At 50.0% G+C, this 18,568-nt stretch carries 17 protein-coding genes and 1 other annotated feature; of the genes, 6 read left to right on the forward strand and 11 right to left on the reverse strand.

Annotated features, from left to right (window positions below):
* Positions 1-54: 54 nt before the first annotated feature.
* From trpA to aroF, 7 genes are read right to left on the reverse strand one after another with little or no spacing between them, the layout of a single operon-like run.
* Positions 55-864, reverse strand: a complete 810-nt coding sequence (trpA, locus tag C942_RS02205) for a tryptophan synthase subunit alpha (RefSeq protein WP_007461947.1) — start codon at positions 862-864, stop codon at positions 55-57.
* Positions 864-2,054, reverse strand: a complete 1,191-nt coding sequence (gene trpB / locus C942_RS02210) for a tryptophan synthase subunit beta (RefSeq protein WP_007461949.1) — start codon at positions 2,052-2,054, stop codon at positions 864-866. The genes trpA and trpB overlap by 1 nt, the downstream gene beginning before the upstream one ends.
* A gap of 14 nt (positions 2,055-2,068) precedes the next feature.
* Complete coding sequence (gene trpCF / locus C942_RS02215) at positions 2,069-3,439, reverse strand: bifunctional indole-3-glycerol-phosphate synthase TrpC/phosphoribosylanthranilate isomerase TrpF (protein WP_007461952.1); 1,371 nt, start codon at positions 3,437-3,439, stop codon at positions 2,069-2,071.
* Positions 3,440-3,441: 2 nt separating this feature from the next.
* Positions 3,442-4,452 carry an anthranilate phosphoribosyltransferase gene (gene trpD / locus C942_RS02220; RefSeq protein WP_007461954.1) on the reverse strand — a complete coding sequence of 337 codons (1,011 nt, stop codon included), beginning with the start codon at positions 4,450-4,452 and terminating at the stop codon, positions 3,442-3,444.
* Positions 4,453-4,473: 21 nt separating this feature from the next.
* A complete protein-coding gene (locus C942_RS02225; protein WP_007461962.1) occupies positions 4,474-5,094 on the reverse strand; it encodes an aminodeoxychorismate/anthranilate synthase component II in 621 nt (206 codons plus the stop codon).
* A gap of 12 nt (positions 5,095-5,106) precedes the next feature.
* Entirely contained in the window at positions 5,107-6,687 is a 1,581-nt protein-coding gene (locus C942_RS02230; protein ID WP_007461963.1) for an anthranilate synthase component 1, read from the reverse strand.
* Positions 6,684-7,697 carry a 3-deoxy-7-phosphoheptulonate synthase gene (gene aroF / locus C942_RS02235; protein WP_007461964.1) on the reverse strand — a complete coding sequence of 338 codons (1,014 nt, stop codon included), beginning with the start codon at positions 7,695-7,697 and terminating at the stop codon, positions 6,684-6,686. Before aroF ends, C942_RS02230 begins: the two co-directional genes overlap by 4 nt.
* An 85-nt stretch (positions 7,698-7,782) precedes the next feature.
* Positions 7,783-7,879 (reverse strand) — a sequence feature (Trp leader region).
* Between the two features lie 121 nt (positions 7,880-8,000).
* On the opposite strand from aroF, the gene rnm reads away from it, so the two are divergent.
* The 3 genes from rnm (at position 8,001) to rluB (ending at position 10,706) form a co-directional block, all read left to right on the forward strand.
* The gene (rnm, locus tag C942_RS02240; RefSeq protein ID WP_007461970.1) at positions 8,001-8,891 is read left to right on the forward strand and encodes an RNase RNM; all 891 of its coding nucleotides are present in this window, start codon (positions 8,001-8,003) and stop codon (positions 8,889-8,891) included.
* Positions 8,891-9,511 (forward strand): L-threonylcarbamoyladenylate synthase, encoded by a 621-nt coding sequence (locus C942_RS02245; RefSeq protein WP_007461972.1) that lies wholly within the window; start codon positions 8,891-8,893, stop codon positions 9,509-9,511. Before rnm ends, C942_RS02245 begins: the two co-directional genes overlap by 1 nt.
* Positions 9,512-9,698: 187 nt before the next feature.
* The gene (gene rluB / locus C942_RS02250) at positions 9,699-10,706 is read left to right on the forward strand and encodes a 23S rRNA pseudouridine(2605) synthase RluB (RefSeq protein ID WP_007461974.1); all 1,008 of its coding nucleotides are present in this window, start codon (positions 9,699-9,701) and stop codon (positions 10,704-10,706) included.
* A gap of 83 nt (positions 10,707-10,789) precedes the next feature.
* On the opposite strand, the gene C942_RS02255 is transcribed toward rluB, so the two are convergent.
* Positions 10,790-11,551 (reverse strand): YciK family oxidoreductase, encoded by a 762-nt coding sequence (locus tag C942_RS02255; RefSeq protein ID WP_007461976.1) that lies wholly within the window; start codon positions 11,549-11,551, stop codon positions 10,790-10,792.
* A 106-nt stretch (positions 11,552-11,657) separates the two neighbouring features.
* On the opposite strand from C942_RS02255, the gene sohB reads away from it, so the two are divergent.
* Entirely contained in the window at positions 11,658-12,719 is a 1,062-nt protein-coding gene (sohB, locus tag C942_RS02260; protein ID WP_007461978.1) for a protease SohB, read from the forward strand.
* 8 nt (positions 12,720-12,727) lie between these two features.
* Positions 12,728-13,141, forward strand: a complete 414-nt coding sequence (locus C942_RS02265) for a DUF805 domain-containing protein (RefSeq protein ID WP_036798486.1) — start codon at positions 12,728-12,730, stop codon at positions 13,139-13,141.
* A gap of 69 nt (positions 13,142-13,210) precedes the next feature.
* Here C942_RS02265 and C942_RS02270 read toward each other — a convergent pair whose 3' ends face one another.
* Positions 13,211-13,471: a YciN family protein gene (locus C942_RS02270; RefSeq protein ID WP_007461981.1), complete on the reverse strand. Its 261-nt coding sequence runs from the start codon at positions 13,469-13,471 to the stop codon at positions 13,211-13,213.
* 618 nt (positions 13,472-14,089) lie between these two features.
* Between C942_RS02270 and topA the strand changes: the two genes are divergently transcribed.
* Positions 14,090-16,735, forward strand: a complete 2,646-nt coding sequence (topA, locus tag C942_RS02280; protein WP_036798385.1) for a type I DNA topoisomerase — start codon at positions 14,090-14,092, stop codon at positions 16,733-16,735.
* 47 nt (positions 16,736-16,782) lie between these two features.
* Here the strand turns inward: topA and miaE are convergent, their stop codons facing one another.
* Both miaE and C942_RS02290 read right to left on the reverse strand, forming a co-directional pair.
* The gene (gene miaE, locus C942_RS02285; RefSeq protein ID WP_007461985.1) at positions 16,783-17,571 is read right to left on the reverse strand and encodes a tRNA isopentenyl-2-thiomethyl-A-37 hydroxylase MiaE; all 789 of its coding nucleotides are present in this window, start codon (positions 17,569-17,571) and stop codon (positions 16,783-16,785) included.
* A gap of 152 nt (positions 17,572-17,723) precedes the next feature.
* The gene (locus tag C942_RS02290) at positions 17,724-18,485 is read right to left on the reverse strand and encodes a hypothetical protein (protein WP_007461987.1); all 762 of its coding nucleotides are present in this window, start codon (positions 18,483-18,485) and stop codon (positions 17,724-17,726) included.
* Positions 18,486-18,568: the final 83 nt, after the last annotated feature.

The raw sequence follows: 18,568 nt of genomic DNA on the forward strand, positions 1-18,568 counted from the left end.
TTTAGGTTTAATGAAGAATTTTTCCCTAACAGCCCTTTTTATCTAGCGGTTTATTCAGCTACGTCTGGTTGCTGCTTTCATTGAACTGATGAACTGTCCAAGTTCGCCAAGCATCATCTGCTCATCGCCGAGGTTTTTTTCGATGATCTTAACGACCGCAGAGCCAGAAATTGCGCCTGCTGCGCCAGCTTGCAGTGCGTCTTTAACCTGTTGTGGTTCCGAGATTCCAAAACCAAGCAATGCTGGTGGCGCGTTATGGGCCTTCAGGCTTTCCAACAGGTGAGTAATCGGCATTCCCGCCTGAGTTTCTGTCCCGGTAACGCCAGCCCGTGAAAGCAGGTAAGTGTAGCCGCCGCTGTAATCTGAAACGGTTTTCAGCGTTGCTTCGTTAGCATTTGGTGGAGCAATGAAAATCGGGTGGATACCGTATTTTTCAGCAGCCGCGCGGAATTCTTCTGACTCCTTGACGGGCACATCGGCAACCAGCACTGAGTCGACACCAGCTTCTGCACACTTTTGGTAGAAATTCTCGATCCCGGAGGCGAAAACCAGGTTGGCGTACATCAGCAAGCCGATTGGCACTTGCGGGTATTTGCGGCGAACTTTTGTCAGTAGTTCGAAGCAGATCGCAGGGGTGGTGCCCGCATCCAGGGCGCGAATTGTTGCTCCCTGGATTGTCGGGCCATCGGCCAGTGGATCAGAGAACGGGATTCCCAGCTCCAGGGCATCCGCGCCGGACTCGATAAGGGTATCGATAATTTTCAAAGACAGCTCAGGGTCAGGGTCACCGATAGTGACAAAGGGAACAAAGGCGCCCTCGTTTTTCTCTGCCAGACGTTCAAATTGTGCTTGATAACGATCCATTACAGCGCTCCCTTTGCTTCCAAAATATCGTGTACGGTGAAAATATCTTTGTCGCCGCGACCGGACAGGTTAACGACAAGTAGTTGTTCTTTTTCAGGCTCGGCCTGAATCATCTTCAGTGCATGAGCCAGTGCGTGGGCAGATTCCAATGCCGGAATAATCCCTTCGCTACGTGCCAGTGCCTGGAAGGCATCCAGCGCTTCGTCATCAGTCACGGATTCGTAAACGGCACGTCCGGTTGCATTCAGGTGAGCGTGCTGCGGGCCGACAGACGGGAAATCCAGTCCGGCAGAAACTGAGTATGATTCTTCTACCTGACCATGTTCATCCTGCATCAGCGGCGCTTTCATGCCGAAGAAGATACCCAGTTTGCCGTGCTTCAGTGGTGCGCCGTGCATATTGGTATCCAGTCCTTTACCGGCAGGTTCGACGCCAATCAGGCCAACTTCAGGGCTTTCAATGAAATCAGAGAACATACCGATAGCGTTGGAACCGCCACCGACACAGGCGATGACTGCATCCGGCAGGCGTCCTTCTTTTTCCAGGATCTGGCTCTTTGTTTCTTCGCCGATGATATGCTGGAACTCACGAACAATGGTCGGGAATGGGTGCGGACCGGCTGCGGTCCCCAGCAGGTAATGCGCTTTGTCATAGGTTGCAGACCAGTCACGCATTGCTTCGTTACAGGCATCTTTGAGTGTGGCAGAGCCCGAGTGAACCGGGATGACTTCGGCACCCATCAGCTTCATACGAAAGACGTTCGGGCTCTGGCGTTCTACGTCTTTTGCTCCCATATAAACACGGCATTTGAGGCCCAACAGGGCACAGGCCAGGGCGGTTGCCACGCCGTGCTGTCCGGCACCGGTTTCGGCGATGATTTCAGTTTTGCCCATGCGTTTGGCAAGTAGTGCCTGACCCAGCACCTGATTAGTTTTATGGGCACCGCCGTGAAGCAGGTCTTCTCGCTTCAGGTACAGTTTGGCGTTGGTGCCTTTGGTCAGGTTTTTACATAGGGTCAGCGCGGTCGGGCGGCCTGCGTATTCTTTCAAAAGGGTGATAAATTCTTCCTGAAAGCTTGGATCTTGCTGTGCTTCGACAAATGCAGCTTCCAGCTGGTCAAGGGCCGGTACCAGAATTTGTGGTACATACTGACCACCAAATTCACCGAAATAGGCTTCTAATTTGCTCATAGTTTTAATTTTCCTTAATACTTCCTGATTGCTGCAAATGCCGCATCCAATTTGTTCTTATCTTTCTTGCCCGGTTTACTTTCGACTCCGGAATTTAAATCCAGTCCCCGGCAGCCGATGGTGGCCGCTTCGCTGGCGTTTTCGGGAGTCAGGCCACCGGCCAACAGAATGTTTTCTTTATCTGCTTCTTCTAGCAGTTGCCAGTTGAAGGTTTTGCCTGTGCCGCCAAAGTGCTGGCCGTTTCGGCTGTCAAGCAGGTGTCGGTCGGCAGCCCAGCGGGCAAAATCCGGAATTGCATCTTCAATGCCGTGTGCTTTCCATATTTGGCAGCCTGCTGGCAGTTGTTTTTTTAAAGCTTCGATATATTCCGGTGACTCATCGCCGTGAAGCTGTACGGCAGATAACGACAGGGCTTTTGCTATTTCTGCCACGGTCTCTGGACTGTCATTACGGAATACGCCGACGTATTTCAGTGGTGCGCCGCTCATGACCATCCGGGCCTGCTCGATATCCACATTACGTGGTGAGCTCGGGACAAAGATCAAGCCACCATAGACAGCGCCGCTTTGATAGGCGGCACTGGCATCATCTGCGTGGGTCAGGCCACAGACTTTGTTATCGCCGAGCAGTACGCGCCTGACTGCCAGCTCCAGATTTTCTTCTGCCATCAACGAGCTGCCGATCAGAAAGCCGTTGGCATAAGCAGACAGTTCCCGTACTTGCTGGTTGTTGTAGATACCTGATTCTGAAATCACTATGGTGTCTACCGGCAGACGAGGGGCCAGCTGCTTGGTTCGGCTGAGGTCAATGCTCAAATCACGCAGATTGCGGTTATTGATACCCACCACCTTTGCTTTCAGGGTTATGGCGCGTTCCAGTTCCTCTTCATTACTGACTTCGGTAAGGATGCCTAAACCCAGTTGTTCTGCGACAGTGGCCAGCTCGCGATACTGAGCATCATTAAGTACAGACAGCATCAGGAGGATGGCATCGGCACCATAATGACGTGCCAGGTATACCTGGTAGGTGTCAATCATGAAGTCTTTGCACAGCACCGGTTGGGAAACCTGATTGCGAACTTGAGGAATGAATTCAAAGTTTCCCTGAAAATACTTTTCGTCGGTCAGAACAGAGATGGCGCTGGCATGGCCGTTATAGACACTTGCAATATGGTCCAGGTTGAAGTTGGCACGGATAAGGCCTTTTGACGGCGAGGCTTTTTTACATTCCAGAATAAAAGCCGTCTGTTCGCCGGAAAGTGCCTGATAAAAACTGCGGTCGCTGGGTGTCAGGGCATCTCTAAATTCAGCCAGTGGCTGTTGTTGTTTGCGCGCTTCAACCCAGATGCGTTTATCGGCAACGATTTTTGCTAGTACTGTTTCCATGCTTAACCTCGTGCTGCCAGTTTTTCAACCAGCTCGAATGCTTTGCCTGATTGCATTACGTCAATGGCCTTTTGGGTATTGGTTTTTAAATCTTCCTGACCGAACAAGCGAAGAAGCAGGGCGACATTAACGGCGACAGCTGCCTGCTGGGCATCGGTGCCTCTGCCGATCAGAATATTGGTAATAATTCTGCGGTTTTCTTCCGGTTCACCACCTTTGATGGTTTCAAGTGGATAAGTGTCCAGCCCGAAATCTGTCGGTGTCAGGGTGTATTCCTTAATCTCGCCGTCAATGATCTCTGCGACGGTGGTTTCACCGTGGATTGCGACTTCATCAAGGCCACTGCCGTGTACAACGGCTGCCCGCTTCATACCCATTGCCGCCATGGTTTCGGCGATCGGGCGAACCAGAGCTTTGTCATAAACGCCCATCAGTTCGATGTTTGGACGAGCAGGGTTAATCAGCGGGCCAAGTACATTGAAGATGGTACGGGTTTTAAGGGTTTGGCGAACCGGCATTGCGTGGCGTACACCGCCGTGATATTCCGGCGCGAACAGGAAGCAGACGCCAAGCTCGTCTAGTGCGCCACGGGCATTGTCTGGTGTCATTGCCAAGTTGATGCCGAATTTGTCGAGCAGATCGGAAGAGCCGGATTTGCTCGATACACCGCGGTTACCATGCTTGGCAACTTTTACGCCGCAGGCCGCAGCAACAAAAGCAGCGGTGGTGGAAATATTGATGGTGTTGGCACCGTCACCCCCGGTACCGACGATATCGGCGAAATCGTAATTCGGGCTCGGAAAGGGTTTGGCATTAGCCAACAGAGCACTGGCGGCTCCGGCGATTTCGTCTGGTGTCTCCCCTTTGATTTTCAGAGCTGTCAGTACAGCAGAAAGCAGGATAGGATCGACTTCGCCCTTGATGATGGCATCGAACAGAATCTGGCTTTCTTCCCGGGTCAGTGACTGCTGGTCATAAAGTTTGTTGGCGATGGTGTAAATGATTGCATCCATAATCTTTTTCTCCCTAAATTCTTATACGCTCAGACCCGGTTTTGATGTCACCCAGTTTAGTGTGCTGATCAGCAGTTGTGCGCCCTGAGTAGTCAGAATCGACTCGGGGTGGAACTGGTAACCGCAGACACGATCCTCATTGTTGACGACAGCCATGACCAGGCCGTCAACGTCAGCAACTGTTTCCAGCGCTTCCGGCACATTGGTGGCAACCAACGAATGGTAGCGGGCGATAGAAAGCGGACTCGGCAGGGCACCAAACACAGTGTGGCCGCTATGCTTCATCATGGCTGATTTGCCGTGGACGATGTCGCCGGCACCTTCAACCTTGCCGCCGTAGGCTTCAACAATGGCCTGATGACCCAGGCAGATGCCGATCATCGGGACTTTGCCGCGGACTTTTTTAATCAGAGCCGGCATACAGCCTGCGTCGGCCGGTGCACCCGGGCCCGGAGACAGCACCAGAACCGGATTGTCTTTCTCTGTCAGAGCCTGTTCCATTTGCTCAACAGTCAGGCTGTTTCTGTAGATGGTGACCGGGTAACCCAATGAGCGGAATTGATCCACCAGGTTGTAAGTAAAGGAGTCAAAGTTATCCAGCAGGACGATATGGGCGTTGCTTGTGGTTTTGCTTTTTTGCATGCCTGGTTCTCCTTATATCGCCTGAGTCGGGGCACTGTGTGCCTTGCGGATTGCATTAATGACGGCCTGGGCTTTACCACGAGTTTCGTCGGCTTCAGCCTGAGGAACTGAGTCGTAGACAACGCCGGCACCGGCCTGAACACTGGCGATACCGTCTTCGACATAGGCTGAGCGGATCACAATGCAGGTATCCATATCTCCGTGCCCGGTCAGATAACCTACGGCGCCTCCGTAACTGCCTCGTCTGCGCTGTTCGACTTCGCGGATAAGCTGCATAGCGCGGATTTTTGGTGCACCGGTCAGGGTGCCCATGTTCATGCAGGCCTGATAAGCGTGCAGAGCATCAAGATCACCGCGTAGCTGGCCGACAACGCGGGAAACCAAGTGCATCACATGGCTGTAGCGGTCAACTTTTAGCAGGTCGGCAACATAGCGGCTGCCGGGCTTACTGATCCGTGCAACATCGTTACGCGCCAGATCTACCAGCATCATGTGCTCGGCGTTTTCCTTCATGTCGCTGCGCAGCTCAAGTTCGATACGGCCGTCGAGATCAAGGTTAACGGAACCATCAGTGTTTTTGCCGCGCGGGCGGGTGCCGGCAATAGGGTAAATTTCTACCTGGTTGCTCTCCGTACAGTACTTCAGGGCACTTTCCGGTGATGCTCCGAAAAGGGTGAACTCGGCATCATGCAGGTAGAACATATACGGGCTAGGGTTGCCGATTTTCAGTTCTTTGTAGGCAACCAGCGGTGACGGACACGGTAGGGTGAACTGTCTTGACGGCACCACCTGGAACACATCACCGTTAATTACGTGCTGTTTCAGATTAACGACTGTCTGGCAGAAATCCTCGTCGCTCACGCTGGTAATCGGTTCGCATTGATCTAAGTATTCCGCAATCGGCAGCGGTTTTGGTTCAAGGCAGGCTTCCTTGATATGCTGCAGGCGGCGGCTGAGTTCAAAATAGCTGGAGGTGTATTCATCACCGCCGAATAGGGTTGCTTGCAGTTTGCCCCGGCGACGCTGGTGGTCGATCACCAGCAGGGTTTCGGCAATATAGAACAGGTAATCTGGACAGCGGTTGTCCTGCTCAACATCTGGCAGTGGCTCGAAGCCGGCGACGACGTCATAGGCAAACAGCCCGCCGAGGAACAGAGCCTCGCGCGGATGGTCTGAGGTATCGAAAGCATGCTGGATCATCCGCAGGGCATCAAATGACGACAACTGCCTTAGTCGGCTGTCTTCATCCAGATCACGTCCGGCGGCCGGAAAGTTCAGGATCAGGCAGTGGCTTTCTCGTTTGGCGCGGATGTTGCCGGTAAGTTGTTGCTCCAGAGTTTGCAGGACGTTGAGCCCATTGTCTGTCAGCGCTTCAAGACGAACCTCTTTGCCGCGGCAGACAATGCGTACTGCTGCATCAATTAACATCAGGCTTTTCAGATCCTGTTTGGAGTCGATTTCTGCCGACTCCAGCAACAGGTTATGCGGGCGGTCATCGCAGACGGTATAATACAGTTCCGTCGGATCCGCTACATAAGGCACGTCCAGACTGAGCAGTTCAAGCTCGCCTGAACCTAAAGGGGTTGTTTTCACAGCGTTCTCCCTGCCGCTTCTACAAACGGTTTTAGCTCTTGCATCAACTGTTTAAACATTGGACCTGTCAGGGCCTGATGACCGTCGGACAGTGCCTCGCACGGATTAAGGTGCGATTCGACGATGATGCCGTCGGCACCGACTGCGGCAGCGGCGCGCGACAGTGGGATCACCAGCTCGCGGACACCGGTACCATGGCTCGGGTCAACAACCACCGGCAGGTGGGTTCGCTGTTTCAGGTAAGCGACTGCATTGAGGTCCAATGTATTCCTTGTCGCTGTCTCATAGGTGCGGATACCACGTTCACACAGAATAATGTTAGGGTTTCCGGCGTCATAGATGTATTCCGCGGCCAGTAACAGCTCTTCGATAGTGGCTGAAAGTCCGCGTTTGAGCAAGACTGGTTTTTTACTTTCACCCACAGCTTTTAACAAAGCGTAGTTCTGCATATTGCGCGCGCCAATCTGAAGACAGTCGACGTATTCACACATTGAATCCATCTGGCTGACTTCCATCACTTCGGAAACCGTTGGCAAGCCCAGTTGTTGCTTGGCTTTGTGCAGCAGTTTCAGGCCGTCCACTCCCATACCCTGGAAGTCATAAGGGCTGGTGCGAGGTTTGTAAGCTCCGCCGCGAAGGGCCACCGCACCGTGTTTCTTGACTACTTCGGCCACAGACATTAACTGTTCTTCCGACTCGACCGAGCAAGGGCCGGCAATAACGGCAAACTTTTCACCGCCGACAGCGGCATTGCCGAAGCGAACCACAGTGTCGTGAGCCTGTACTTCACGACTGACCATTTTGTACTTGGTCAGGATAGGTTTAACGTTTTCTACGCACGGGTAGGCGTCAAGGTGGAGTTGCTGCAATATACGTTCATCACCGAGGGCTCCGAGTACGATGCGTTCTACGCCAGGCATGTAAAGTGGCTTCAGGCCAGCCTGTTCAATACGGCTGAGAATTTCTTTGGCCTGTTCTGCAGTGGCGTTGGGCTTAAGTACGATAATCATTTGTTATTCCTTTATATTCAATGCTTTATTTTGTTTTGTGCGTCTGGTGCATTGGCTGATTTCGGTTTACCAGTGAATTTCAGGTAGAAAAAAGCCCGCACAGAGCGGGCTTGTGTTAGGTCTGGCCTGTCAGGCACAGCAAATCACACCACCCGCAGAGGGAAGTGCCACCACCAAGAAAAGAAAGCGCAGAGTTGACGATGAATTTGCTGTACCATGTAAATATCCTGTAATTGAAGCGATTACTGGGTAACTGCGTACTAGTAAACTAGTTCATAGAAATAAAGTCAAGAAAATAAATTTATGTTATTTGATCTTCATAGCCATACTACGGCATCGGATGGTCGTCTGACTCCAGAAGCTCTGGTGAAAAGAGCAGTTGAACGACGTGTTGATGTGCTTGCAATTACAGATCACGATACGGTGGCTGGGCTGGTTCCGGCACAACAAGCTATTGACGCAGAAAACCTGCCAATAACTCTCATCAAAGGCATTGAAATATCGACAGTTTGGCGAAATTTTGATATTCACATTGTCGGTTTGAATATCGACATTGAACACCCGGCTATTACAAACCTTGTTAAGGAACAGCTCGAACGTCGTAAGGTCCGTGCCGAGCTGATGGCTGAACGGCTGGAAAAGAACCGGATGCCGGGAGCTCTGGAAGGGGCAAAGGCGCTGGCCGGTGATGCCACCCTGACTCGTGCCCACTTCGCCCAATGGCTGGTGGCGCAGGGGTATGCCAAAAATATGCAGGCGGTATTTAAGAAATTCCTGACCCGAAACAATCCGGGCTATGTCCCGCCGAACTGGTGTTCGATTGCTGACGCTGTAGATGCGATTCATGCTGCTGGCGGTCAGGCCGTACTTGCCCACCCGGGGCGGTACAATATGACGGCGAAATGGTTGAAGCGTCTGTTAACCGCATTTGTTGAGGCGAATGGTGATGCGATGGAAGTGTCGCAGCCGCAGCAGGCCCCGCAAGAGCGAAGAACTCTCGCTGACTATTCAATAGATTATAAATTGCTTGCTTCCCAGGGTTCCGATTTTCATTATGCCTCTCCGTGGACCGAGCTTGGGCGCAACCTGTGGTTGCCGAAGGGTGTGACTGAGGTCTGGCAGGACTGGGACGTTGAAAAGAAGCGAGTTGAACAGGAGGTTCCGCAGTATACGGAATCATCACAGGAGGAATAATGAGCCAATTTTTCTATGTTCACCCGGAAACGCCACAGACACGCCTTATCAATCAGGCGGTTGCTATCATTCGTAACGGCGGGGTGATTGTTTATCCGACGGACTCCGGCTATGCGCTGGGCTGTCAGCTGGAAAATAAACATGCCCTGGATCGTATCTGCCAGATCCGTCGCCTTAACGACAAACATAACTTTACCTTGTTGTGTCGTGACCTGTCTGAACTGTCTTTGTATGCCCGTGTCGATAACACTGCATTTCGCCTGCTGCGCAACAATACACCGGGCGCTTATACCTTTATCTTTAAGGGAACCAAAGAAGTACCGCGTCGCCTGATGAATCCTAAGCGAAAGACCATAGGTATTCGCGTACCGGATAACGCAATTGCTTTGGCCCTGTTGGAAGCGCTGGGCGAGCCGATGATGTCTACGTCGTTGATTCTGCCGGGCAATGATGTTGCTGAGTCAGATCCGGATGATATTCGCGATAAACTGGAACACGCTGTTGATTTGATTATTAATGGTGGCTACCTGGGTGAGCAGCCGACAACCGTGATTGATTTCAGCAACGATGAGATGGAAGTTGTCCGTATTGGTGCCGGTGATCCTGAACCGTTTGAGTAATACCTATCGGGATAAGTAAGAGTTAGGTTTATTACCATTACAAAATTCTTAATGATTATCGTCTAATATGTCATTTGTGATGGTATCCGGCGCTTGCTTTTGGCATAATTCACGACCGCTTTAAGAGGGCTTAAAGCGTTTTTTTGATGATATTTCGACGCCTGTGAAGGCGACAAAGGTTTGTCTGATGAGTGAAAAATTACAGAAGGTGCTGGCCCGATCTGGCCAGGGTTCACGTCGTGAGATCGAATTGATGATCCAGCATGGACGTGTAAGTATCGACGGCAATGTCGCCAAATTGGGTGACCGTCTGGACGATCTTGACGTTAATGTTCGCATCGATGGTCATAAGATCGATTTGGTTGCGCCTTCTGATGAAGTGTGTCGTGTTCTGGCTTATAACAAGCCGGAAGGTGAGTTATGTACTCGTCATGACCCTGAAGGTCGTCGCACGGTGTTTGACCGTCTGCCGCGCCTGAATGAAGGTCGCTGGGTTTCTGTTGGTCGTCTTGATGCCAATACCGCAGGTCTTTTGCTGTTTACAACCGATGGTGAGCTGGCTAATCGCCTGATGCACCCAAGCCGCTGTGTGCAGCGTGAATACATGGTTCGAGTATTCGGTGAAGTGACCGAACAAATGGTTCGTAACGTCGTTCGCGGTGTTGAGCTTGAAGATGGTATGGCTCGCTTCGAAGACGTAGTATACGCCGGCGGTGAAGGTATGAACCATACTTTCTACGTAGTGATCACCGAAGGTCGTAACCGTGAGGTTCGTCGTCTTTGGGATTCTCAGGGCGTAACAGTAAGCCGTCTGAAGCGTGTTCGCTACGGTGATATCTTCCTGACAAAAGATCTGCCGCGAGGCGGTTGGATGGAACTTGAGCTGAAGGAAGTGAACTACCTGCGTGAGATGGTTGAACTTGAGCCGGAAACCCGTACAGCACTGACTGTTGAAGGCCAGAAACGTAAGCGTGGTGTTCGTCAGATCCGTCGTGCGGTTCGCCGTCATGAAGAGCGTCTGAACGAGGAATCGTCACGCGGTAGTCGTCGTGGTCGACAGGATAAGCGCCGTTCATCTTCACGTAACCAAGATGTAGACGGTTCTTCCCGTGGTCGTCGTAAACCTTCAGGAAATGCGGCTAATCGCCGTAATCCACTGAAAAATAAACCTGCTAAGCCTCGTACCCGTAAGTAAGACTAACGGGTTAAATCAGAGCAAAGGTTTTGATGATGATAAAAAGCAGCCATTGGCTGCTTTTTTTGTCTCTCTTGTTTTACCTAAGACGCAGCGCCTGGCTTACGTTTTGGTTGGGCATCAATGCATTGACCATGTACATCACGGCCTTCTGGTGCCATCAGGTAAAGATATAGTGGCATGATGTCTGCCGGTGTCTTAAGTTGAGCCGGATCTTCTGCCGGGAATGCCTGGGCGCGCATACCTGTTCGGGTGCCGCCTGGATTAATTGCGTTAACGCGGACATTTGTATTGCTCAGCTCATCAGCCAGTACTTGCATCATCCCTTCGGTAGCAAACTTAGAAATTGAGTATGCCCCCCAGAAAGCCCGTCCTTCATGGCCAACGGTTGACGAAGTAAAGACAATACGGCCGTCTTTTGCTTTTTTGATTAGCGGAAGAATCGCCTGGGTCATCAAAAGCTGAGCTTTGACATTCACCTGTATGACGTCATCAAAAGTTTCTTCGCCAAGCTGATCCAGCGGGCTCAGAACACCCAGTAAGCCAGCATTGTGCAAGACGCCGTCCAGTCGGCCAAACTGGCTTTCAATGGTTTCAACCATATCCAGGTAGTTTTGTTTGGTTGCTCCGCTAAGATCTAGAGGGATAATTGCCGGTTGTGGGTAACCCTGTGCCTCGATTTCGTCATAAACGGCTTCGAGTTTGGAGACCGTCCGGCCCAGCAAAATAACAGTTGCACCGTGAGCTGCGTAGCTGATAGCTGCCTGACGTCCGATACCGTCACCGGCACCGGTTACCAAAATGACGCGATCTTTAAGAGAATCAGCAGCGATTTGATATTCCACGTGTAACTTCCTTATTGGTTTTTTTAGTCTTCCTATTGTATTGCCATAGCAGTCTCAGTGACAACTTGGTTACAATGGGGCAATTTCCAAAAATGAGGACTCAACATTGGATTTTTTGTTTGATTACGGGCTTTTCCTGGCCAAAATCGCGACAGTTGTCATCGCGATTGTCAGCATTCTGGTTTTAGCAAAGGGATTAAGTGGTCGTCATGGTTCACAGAAGGGTGAACTGGAAGTGACTGATCTGACTGAGCAGTACAAAGACACAGTACATCAGTTAGAATCTCATTTGTTTGACAAGCCTTTACTGAAGGCCCGTGCCAAGGCAGAGAAAAAAGCCGATAAAGAAAAAGATAAGGTTCGCCAAAGCGAGATTAAGAAAGCGGCTAAAGCCGGCGATCTTGATCATACCCGCGAACCTCGTTTGTTTGTGCTGGACTTCCACGGCAGTATCGACGCACGTGAAGTGACAGCATTGCGTGAAGAGATCAGCGCGATTCTGGCTGTCGCTATTGAAGGTGATGAAGTATTACTTCGCCTTGAGACCGGCGGCGGTATGGTGCATGGCTACGGCCTGGCTTCATCTCAGTTAGATCGCCTGCGTTCTGCTGGTATTAAGCTGACAATTTCCGTCGATAAGGTTGCGGCAAGTGGCGGCTATATGATGGCTTGTGTGGCAGATAAAATCATCTCGGCACCGTTTGCGGTTGTCGGTTCTATCGGTGTTATTGCCCAGTTGCCAAACTTCAATAAGTTGCTGAAGAAAAACGATATTGATTTTGAGCAGATCACTGCCGGTGAGTTCAAGCGAACCCTGACAATGTTCGGTGAAAATACCGATAAGGCACGCGAGAAATTCCAGGCTGAGATTGAAGAAACGCATGACCTGTTCAAGCAGTTCATTGAGGTTCATCGTCCTTCTCTGGAGTTGGAAAAAGTGGCAACCGGTGAGCACTGGTTCGGTAAGCAGGCTCTTGAGCTGGGTCTTGTTGATGAGCTTGGTACCAGTGATGATTTCATCACTAATGCCTGTAAAGATCGTGAAGTGCTGAATATTCGTTATGTTCAGCGTAAAAAGTTGGCTGAGAAACTGGCCGGTGCGACCAGCGAAGCTGCCGATAACCTGCTGCTAAAATGGATTAGCCGCGGTCAGCGTCCGATTGTTTAATTGTTATGATGAATCAGAAATGGGCTCTGTTCTCCCTTAAAGGACGGATGCGTCGTCGGGATTACTGGCTTTACAGTCTGCCTGTGCTGTTGGTTTCCCTGCCGGTATTTCTGTATGCGACACCGGAAGCGACGGCAGCAAATCCGTTGCTGGATATTTTGTCGTTGGTCATTCTGGGTTTTGTGTTCTGGGCTTCACTGGCTCTGAACGTTAAGCGCCTGCATGATCGGAACAAAAGCGGTTGGTGGGTGATCGTGACATTTTTACCGGTGATCGGCCCGGTTTTTGTGATTGTCGAGCTGGGCATTCTGGATGGTACTAAAGGGACTAACCAGTTTGGTCCAGACCCGAAAGGGCGAGGAACAACACCGCCATCACAAGATCAAGGCAACGATAAAGATTCAATTACGATTGATATTTAATTGGAGGCCTATCTGGTCGCTTAAAACAAACAGCCCTGCAATTGCAGGGCTGTTTCGTTTCAATTTGTATCAGGCCGAGAATTCGCTCTGTACCGTAAATTCCGGTGAAAGCTTGTGCGCCAGGAATTTAAACATATTGAAAACAGCAGTGGTTTTTTCGGTCGGCAGGCCTTTCTCATCCAGGAAGTATTCGCCCTTAAATACCAGTACACCGTCTTTTTCTTCAACTGATGTCGCTCGCATGTCTTCAATGTAGGCTTCGTGGTCTTGGATCAGTTGGTTAGCGATCATCAGTAATTCGCTTGCAGAAATAGGTTTTTTGTCGCTCATGCTGTTATCTCTTGAACTAAAAACGATTAATTCATGGCTGGCGGTTGAAATCCGGAAGCGATGAAGGCGGTCAGTTTATTGAAGTTGGCGCGATAAAACAAACCCTTGTTATGGATAAGGGCTTGGTAGCCAAATCGACTAAAGAGTGTATGCTTTCGCTGCTAATGTGGCCAAATTATGTGAGCGATGGCAAAAATTCATGGGTTTTAATAGTCAAAATGGGTTGGAGGTGGTAATGATTAGCGCCCTCAGCCACTGCAAGACTATATAAAGTAGAGAGTGGCGGGTTATATCCGCAGGAGTAAATGTTTGCCGTTAACCTGCTCTTATCCTGCTGTTAACTTGTTGTTAGCAGGTGGGGAAGGGACGAGCAAACAGTTTGTTTTTGTTAAAAAGCAGTTGACCTTCTTGGATTGTAGCCCAATATGTAAATACCAATTACATTAAGTAACTGCTTATCCAGCGTTCTATCTGGCTAGGTTGAGAAAGCGCTTCTTGATTAGTTACTTAATCAGATTGGTTTACTAGCTAGCGTTGCCGTGCCATTTTGAGTTTTAGCGAGCAACTATCTGTTTTTATTATAAAGTTTTACGAGCACGAGGACGTAATAGAGTCATTATGGGTAAATCTCTCGTTATTGTGGAGTCCCCTGCCAAGGCAAAAACTATTAATAAGTACCTAGGTAAGGATTTCATCGTAAAGTCGAGCGTGGGTCACGTACGTGATTTGCCGACGGGTGCACGTAGTACGGGTAAGAAAGCTGCGGCGACCTCGACAAAAGGGTTGAGCGCGGAAGAGAAAGCCCGTATTAAGAAAGAGAAAGAACGTAAGGCGCTGATCGGCAAGATGGGTGTAGACCCATATAACGATTGGGATGCGCATTACGAAGTGCTACCGGGCAAGGAAAAAGTAGTTAACGAACTACAGAAACTTGCGGCTGACGCAGACTGCGTTTACCTCGCAACCGATTTGGACCGCGAAGGGGAAGCTATTGCGTGGCACCTTCGTGAGATCATCGGCGGCGATGATGAACGCTATAAGCGAGTGGTTTTTAACGAGATCACCAAAAATGCAATTCAGCAGGCTTTTGAACAGCCGGGCGAATTGAATATCAATGGGGTTAATGCCCAGCAGGCTCGACGTTTCCTCGATCGCGTTGTTGGCTTTATGGTATCACCGCTGCTTTGGAAAAAAGTTGCGCGTGGCCTGTCTGCAGGACGTGTTCAGTCGGTTGCCGTAAAACTTATCGTTGAGCGTGAACGCGAAATCAAAGCTTTCACGCCGGAAGAATACTGGGACATGCATGCTAATACTCTGACTCAGGGTAAAGATGCATTGCGCCTGATGGTTTCCCAACAAGCAGGTAAAGCTTTCCGTCCGGTCAACGAAACCGAGACCATGGCTGCCAAAGCACTGCTTGAAAATGCTGCATACAAGGTTATCGATCGTGAAGACCGTCCTACAAGCAGTAAACCGTCAGCACCATATATCACCTCGACGCTGCAGCAGGCGGCGAGTACACGCTTGGGCTACGGTGTTAAGCGTACTATGGGCCTTGCACAGCGCCTGTACGAAGCCGGTTACATTACCTACATGCGTACTGACTCGACTAACCTGTCGAAAGAAGCGGTTGAGTCTGCTCGTGAGTTTATTACAAACGAGTACGGTGAAAACTACCTGCCGGCGAAGCCGAACACTTACGGCAGCAAAGAAAACGCCCAGGAAGCGCACGAAGCGATCCGCCCGTCCAGTGTTGATGTGAAAGCTGAAAACCTGGAAGGAATGGATGCTGATGCCGTTAAGCTGTATGACTTGATCTGGCGTCAGTTTGTGGCTTGTCAGATGGTGCCTGCGAAATACGACTCGAGCACGATTACCGTTGAAGCCGGTGATTTCACTCTGAAAGCGAAAGGCCGTACCCTGCGCTTTGCAGGTTGGACTCATGTTCAGCGTCCGTCTGGTAAGAACGAAGATACTACGCTGCCTATGGTACACGTAGGCGATACTTTGGCGCTGGAAGGTCTGGAACCTAAACAGCACTTCACTAAGCCGCCAGCGCGCTTTACAGAAGCTGCATTGGTTAAAGAGCTTGAGAAGAAGGGCATTGGTCGTCCTTCGACGTACGCGTCAATCATTTCGACTATTCAGGATCGTGGTTATGTGCGCGTTGATCAGCGTCGATTCTACGCTGAGAAAATGGGTGAGATCGTGTCGGATCGTCTGGATGAAAGCTTCTCTGATCTGATGGACTACGACTTCACTGCTCGCATGGAAGGTAACCTTGATAAGATTGCTGAAGGCGAAGCGAACTGGAAGGGCGTGCTGGACAAGTTCTTCAACGACTTCACGGTTGAGCTGGAAAAAGCTGAGCTTGATGAAAATGAAGGCGGCATGAAGCCTAACAACATCGTGCTGACCGATATCGAGTGTCCGACTTGTGGTCGCCCAATGGGTATCCGCACTGCTTCTACCGGTGTGTTCCTTGGTTGTTCAGGCTATGCTCTGCCACCGAAAGAGCGTTGTAAGACGACTATTAACCTTGGTGACGAGGAAGGTATTGTCAACGTTCTGGAAGAAGACGTTGAAACAGCGGCGCTGCGTGCTAAGAAACGTTGCCCTAAGTGTGATACAGCAATGGATGCGTACCTGATTGACCAGGAGCGCAAGCTGCACGTCTGTGGTAACAACCCGAGCTGTGACGGCTATATTGTTGAAAAAGGCGAATTCAAGCTGAAAGGCTATGACGGTCCGGTTATCGAATGTGATAAGTGTGGCTCGGACATGGAGCTGAAGAACGGCCGTTTCGGTAAGTACATGGGTTGTACTAACGAAGAGTGTAAGAACACCCGCAAGATTCTGAAGAACGGTGAAATTGCACCGCCGAAAGAAGATCCGGTACATCTGCCTGAATTACCTTGTACTCAGGATCCTGATGCTTACTTTGTATTGCGTGACGGTGCATCTGGTCTGTTCATGGCGGCGAGCACTTTCCCTAAATCTCGTGAAACACGCGCACCGCTGGTTTCTGAGCTGGCTCGCTTCAAAGAGCGACTGTCGCCTAAGTTCAAGTACCTGGCTGACGCACCGACAGAAGACCCGGATGGTCGCCCGACAGTTGTTCGCTTCAGCCGTAAGAGCAAAGAGAACTACATTCGTTCGGAAATCGATGGTAAGCCATCAGGCTGGACAGGTTTGTTCATTGACGGTAAGTGGGAAATTACCGACAAGCGAAAGAAGCCTAAGAAAGAAAAAGCCGAGAAATAATAAAAAACCGCCGAAAGGCGGTTTTTTTATGGGTATCGGGCATAACATCAAGCTTCTGTAAAAGCTGGAATACCACTGTGAAAGCGGAATATCTCATCTGGGCTGGTGATCAATTCCGCTTCTTTGATACCTACTTGTTTTATTCGCCCACTGATATTATCCCCGGCAACTTGCTCGGCCAGCTTAAGGTAGTCCTGGTAGTGGCGCGCCTCGGAACGGAGCAGGGAAATATAGAATTTGCAAAGCTCCTCATCTAGTAATGGAGCCAGTTTGGCAAAGCGCTCGCAGGAGCGTGCTTCAATATAAGCACCAATGATGAGTTTATCTACCAGCGTACCTGGTTCATGGGTACGGACGATCTTCATAAGCCCTTTGGCATATTGACCTGCCCGGAGGCTTTGGTAGGGGATTTGCCGGGCCTCCATAATTTCCAGCACTTGTTCAAAGTGATGGAACTCTTCTTTGATTAGGCGAACCATCTTGTCGATAAGTTCTTGTCCAAAAGGAAAATTATCACGAGGTGTCAGGCTCGCTGATAAGCCGTTTTTTCTGCCGTGGAAAAAGTGGTTGTTACGTTCTTTACCGTAGACAAAGTCTTCATACGGTTTCGCCCATTCCAGCAATGCCTTACCGCTTTCAGCATCGACAGCATATTTACGGATCAGGAAGATCGCCGTCTGACTGGCTTTAAGTTCACAGTTACAGTGATCCACCAGCAGGGCGTTTAGGTTTTCAGGTTTCGTAGCTTCAGCTAACCAGCTGTCAGGCGTTTCGCACTGTAGGAACTGCCGTACAGGAGCCAGCAATTCGTTTATCTGTTTTTGTTGATAGTTCATGGCTGACTTTTGTTGAGACTTGTTTTTTTTAGGAGCTGGCCATCCAGCCTTTTACCGTGAAGGAGTATATCAGTAAATAGAGGGTGGAATGGGAAGGGATAATAAAAAAGGCCGCGCCCGCGACCTTTTCTTATTCGACTAAAATAAGTGAATTACCACTTACGTTTTGGCTGGAACAGAACATCCAGCTCGTCCTGCTCCTTCTCGATGATCTGCTGACGCTCTTCTTCCTGAGTGCGGCTTTGGCTGTTGTCGACTTCAGCCAGCATAGTCTGAAGTTTTTCCCTGGCTTGGTTGGCGTAGTTATCGTTTTTACTTGCCAGAGCATCGATACCTTTTTTCAGCAACTGTTTGGCTGTACCCAGCTGTCGCTTGATGCGGGCATCGTTAGCGCGTTTAACCACGTTTTCTATGTTAATCCGTAACTGGATATTTTCCAGACGCGCATTTTCGTTCACAAATGCCTGAGTTGGCATTCGGCCCTTACTATGCTCGCTTTTAATTACGGTTTTCAAGCGTTTGACAAGCTGAAGCATGCCAATGGCTTGTTTATCCGTGCTTGGTACTTTAAATGGTGTAATGTCGGAGTCTGAATACGTTTCTTTCAGCTGACGCATCTGCTCAGACACGTTTTTGATTCTGACTGGTAGTGACTTATCCGACGGATCAACCTCTCTCATGCCTTCAAGTGCATAAAGTACACGCTGGTTCAAACAAACTAACAGTTCTTTGCTGTAAGGTAGGTGATGGGCGTTACCGATCAGCTCCTCTGTAGCATCGATAATAGCGATGAACTTGGCAAGTTCCTGATGTTTGGTATTTTCGATGCGCTGGCGGTACTGGATGATGATGTTGTAGCCAACGATCAGAAATAGCAACAATGCTATGAGACCAATGATTAAAGGTATGCTCATAAGATGCGTCTGTCTTCCGTGGTTTTAGTCGAGCCTTATAAGATACACTATCTGGCTAATGCGGCATAGCGGGAGAGTAAATT

Source organism: Photobacterium marinum, assembly GCF_000331515.1.
GTDB classification, from domain to species: Bacteria; Pseudomonadota; Gammaproteobacteria; order Enterobacterales; family Vibrionaceae; genus Photobacterium; species Photobacterium marinum.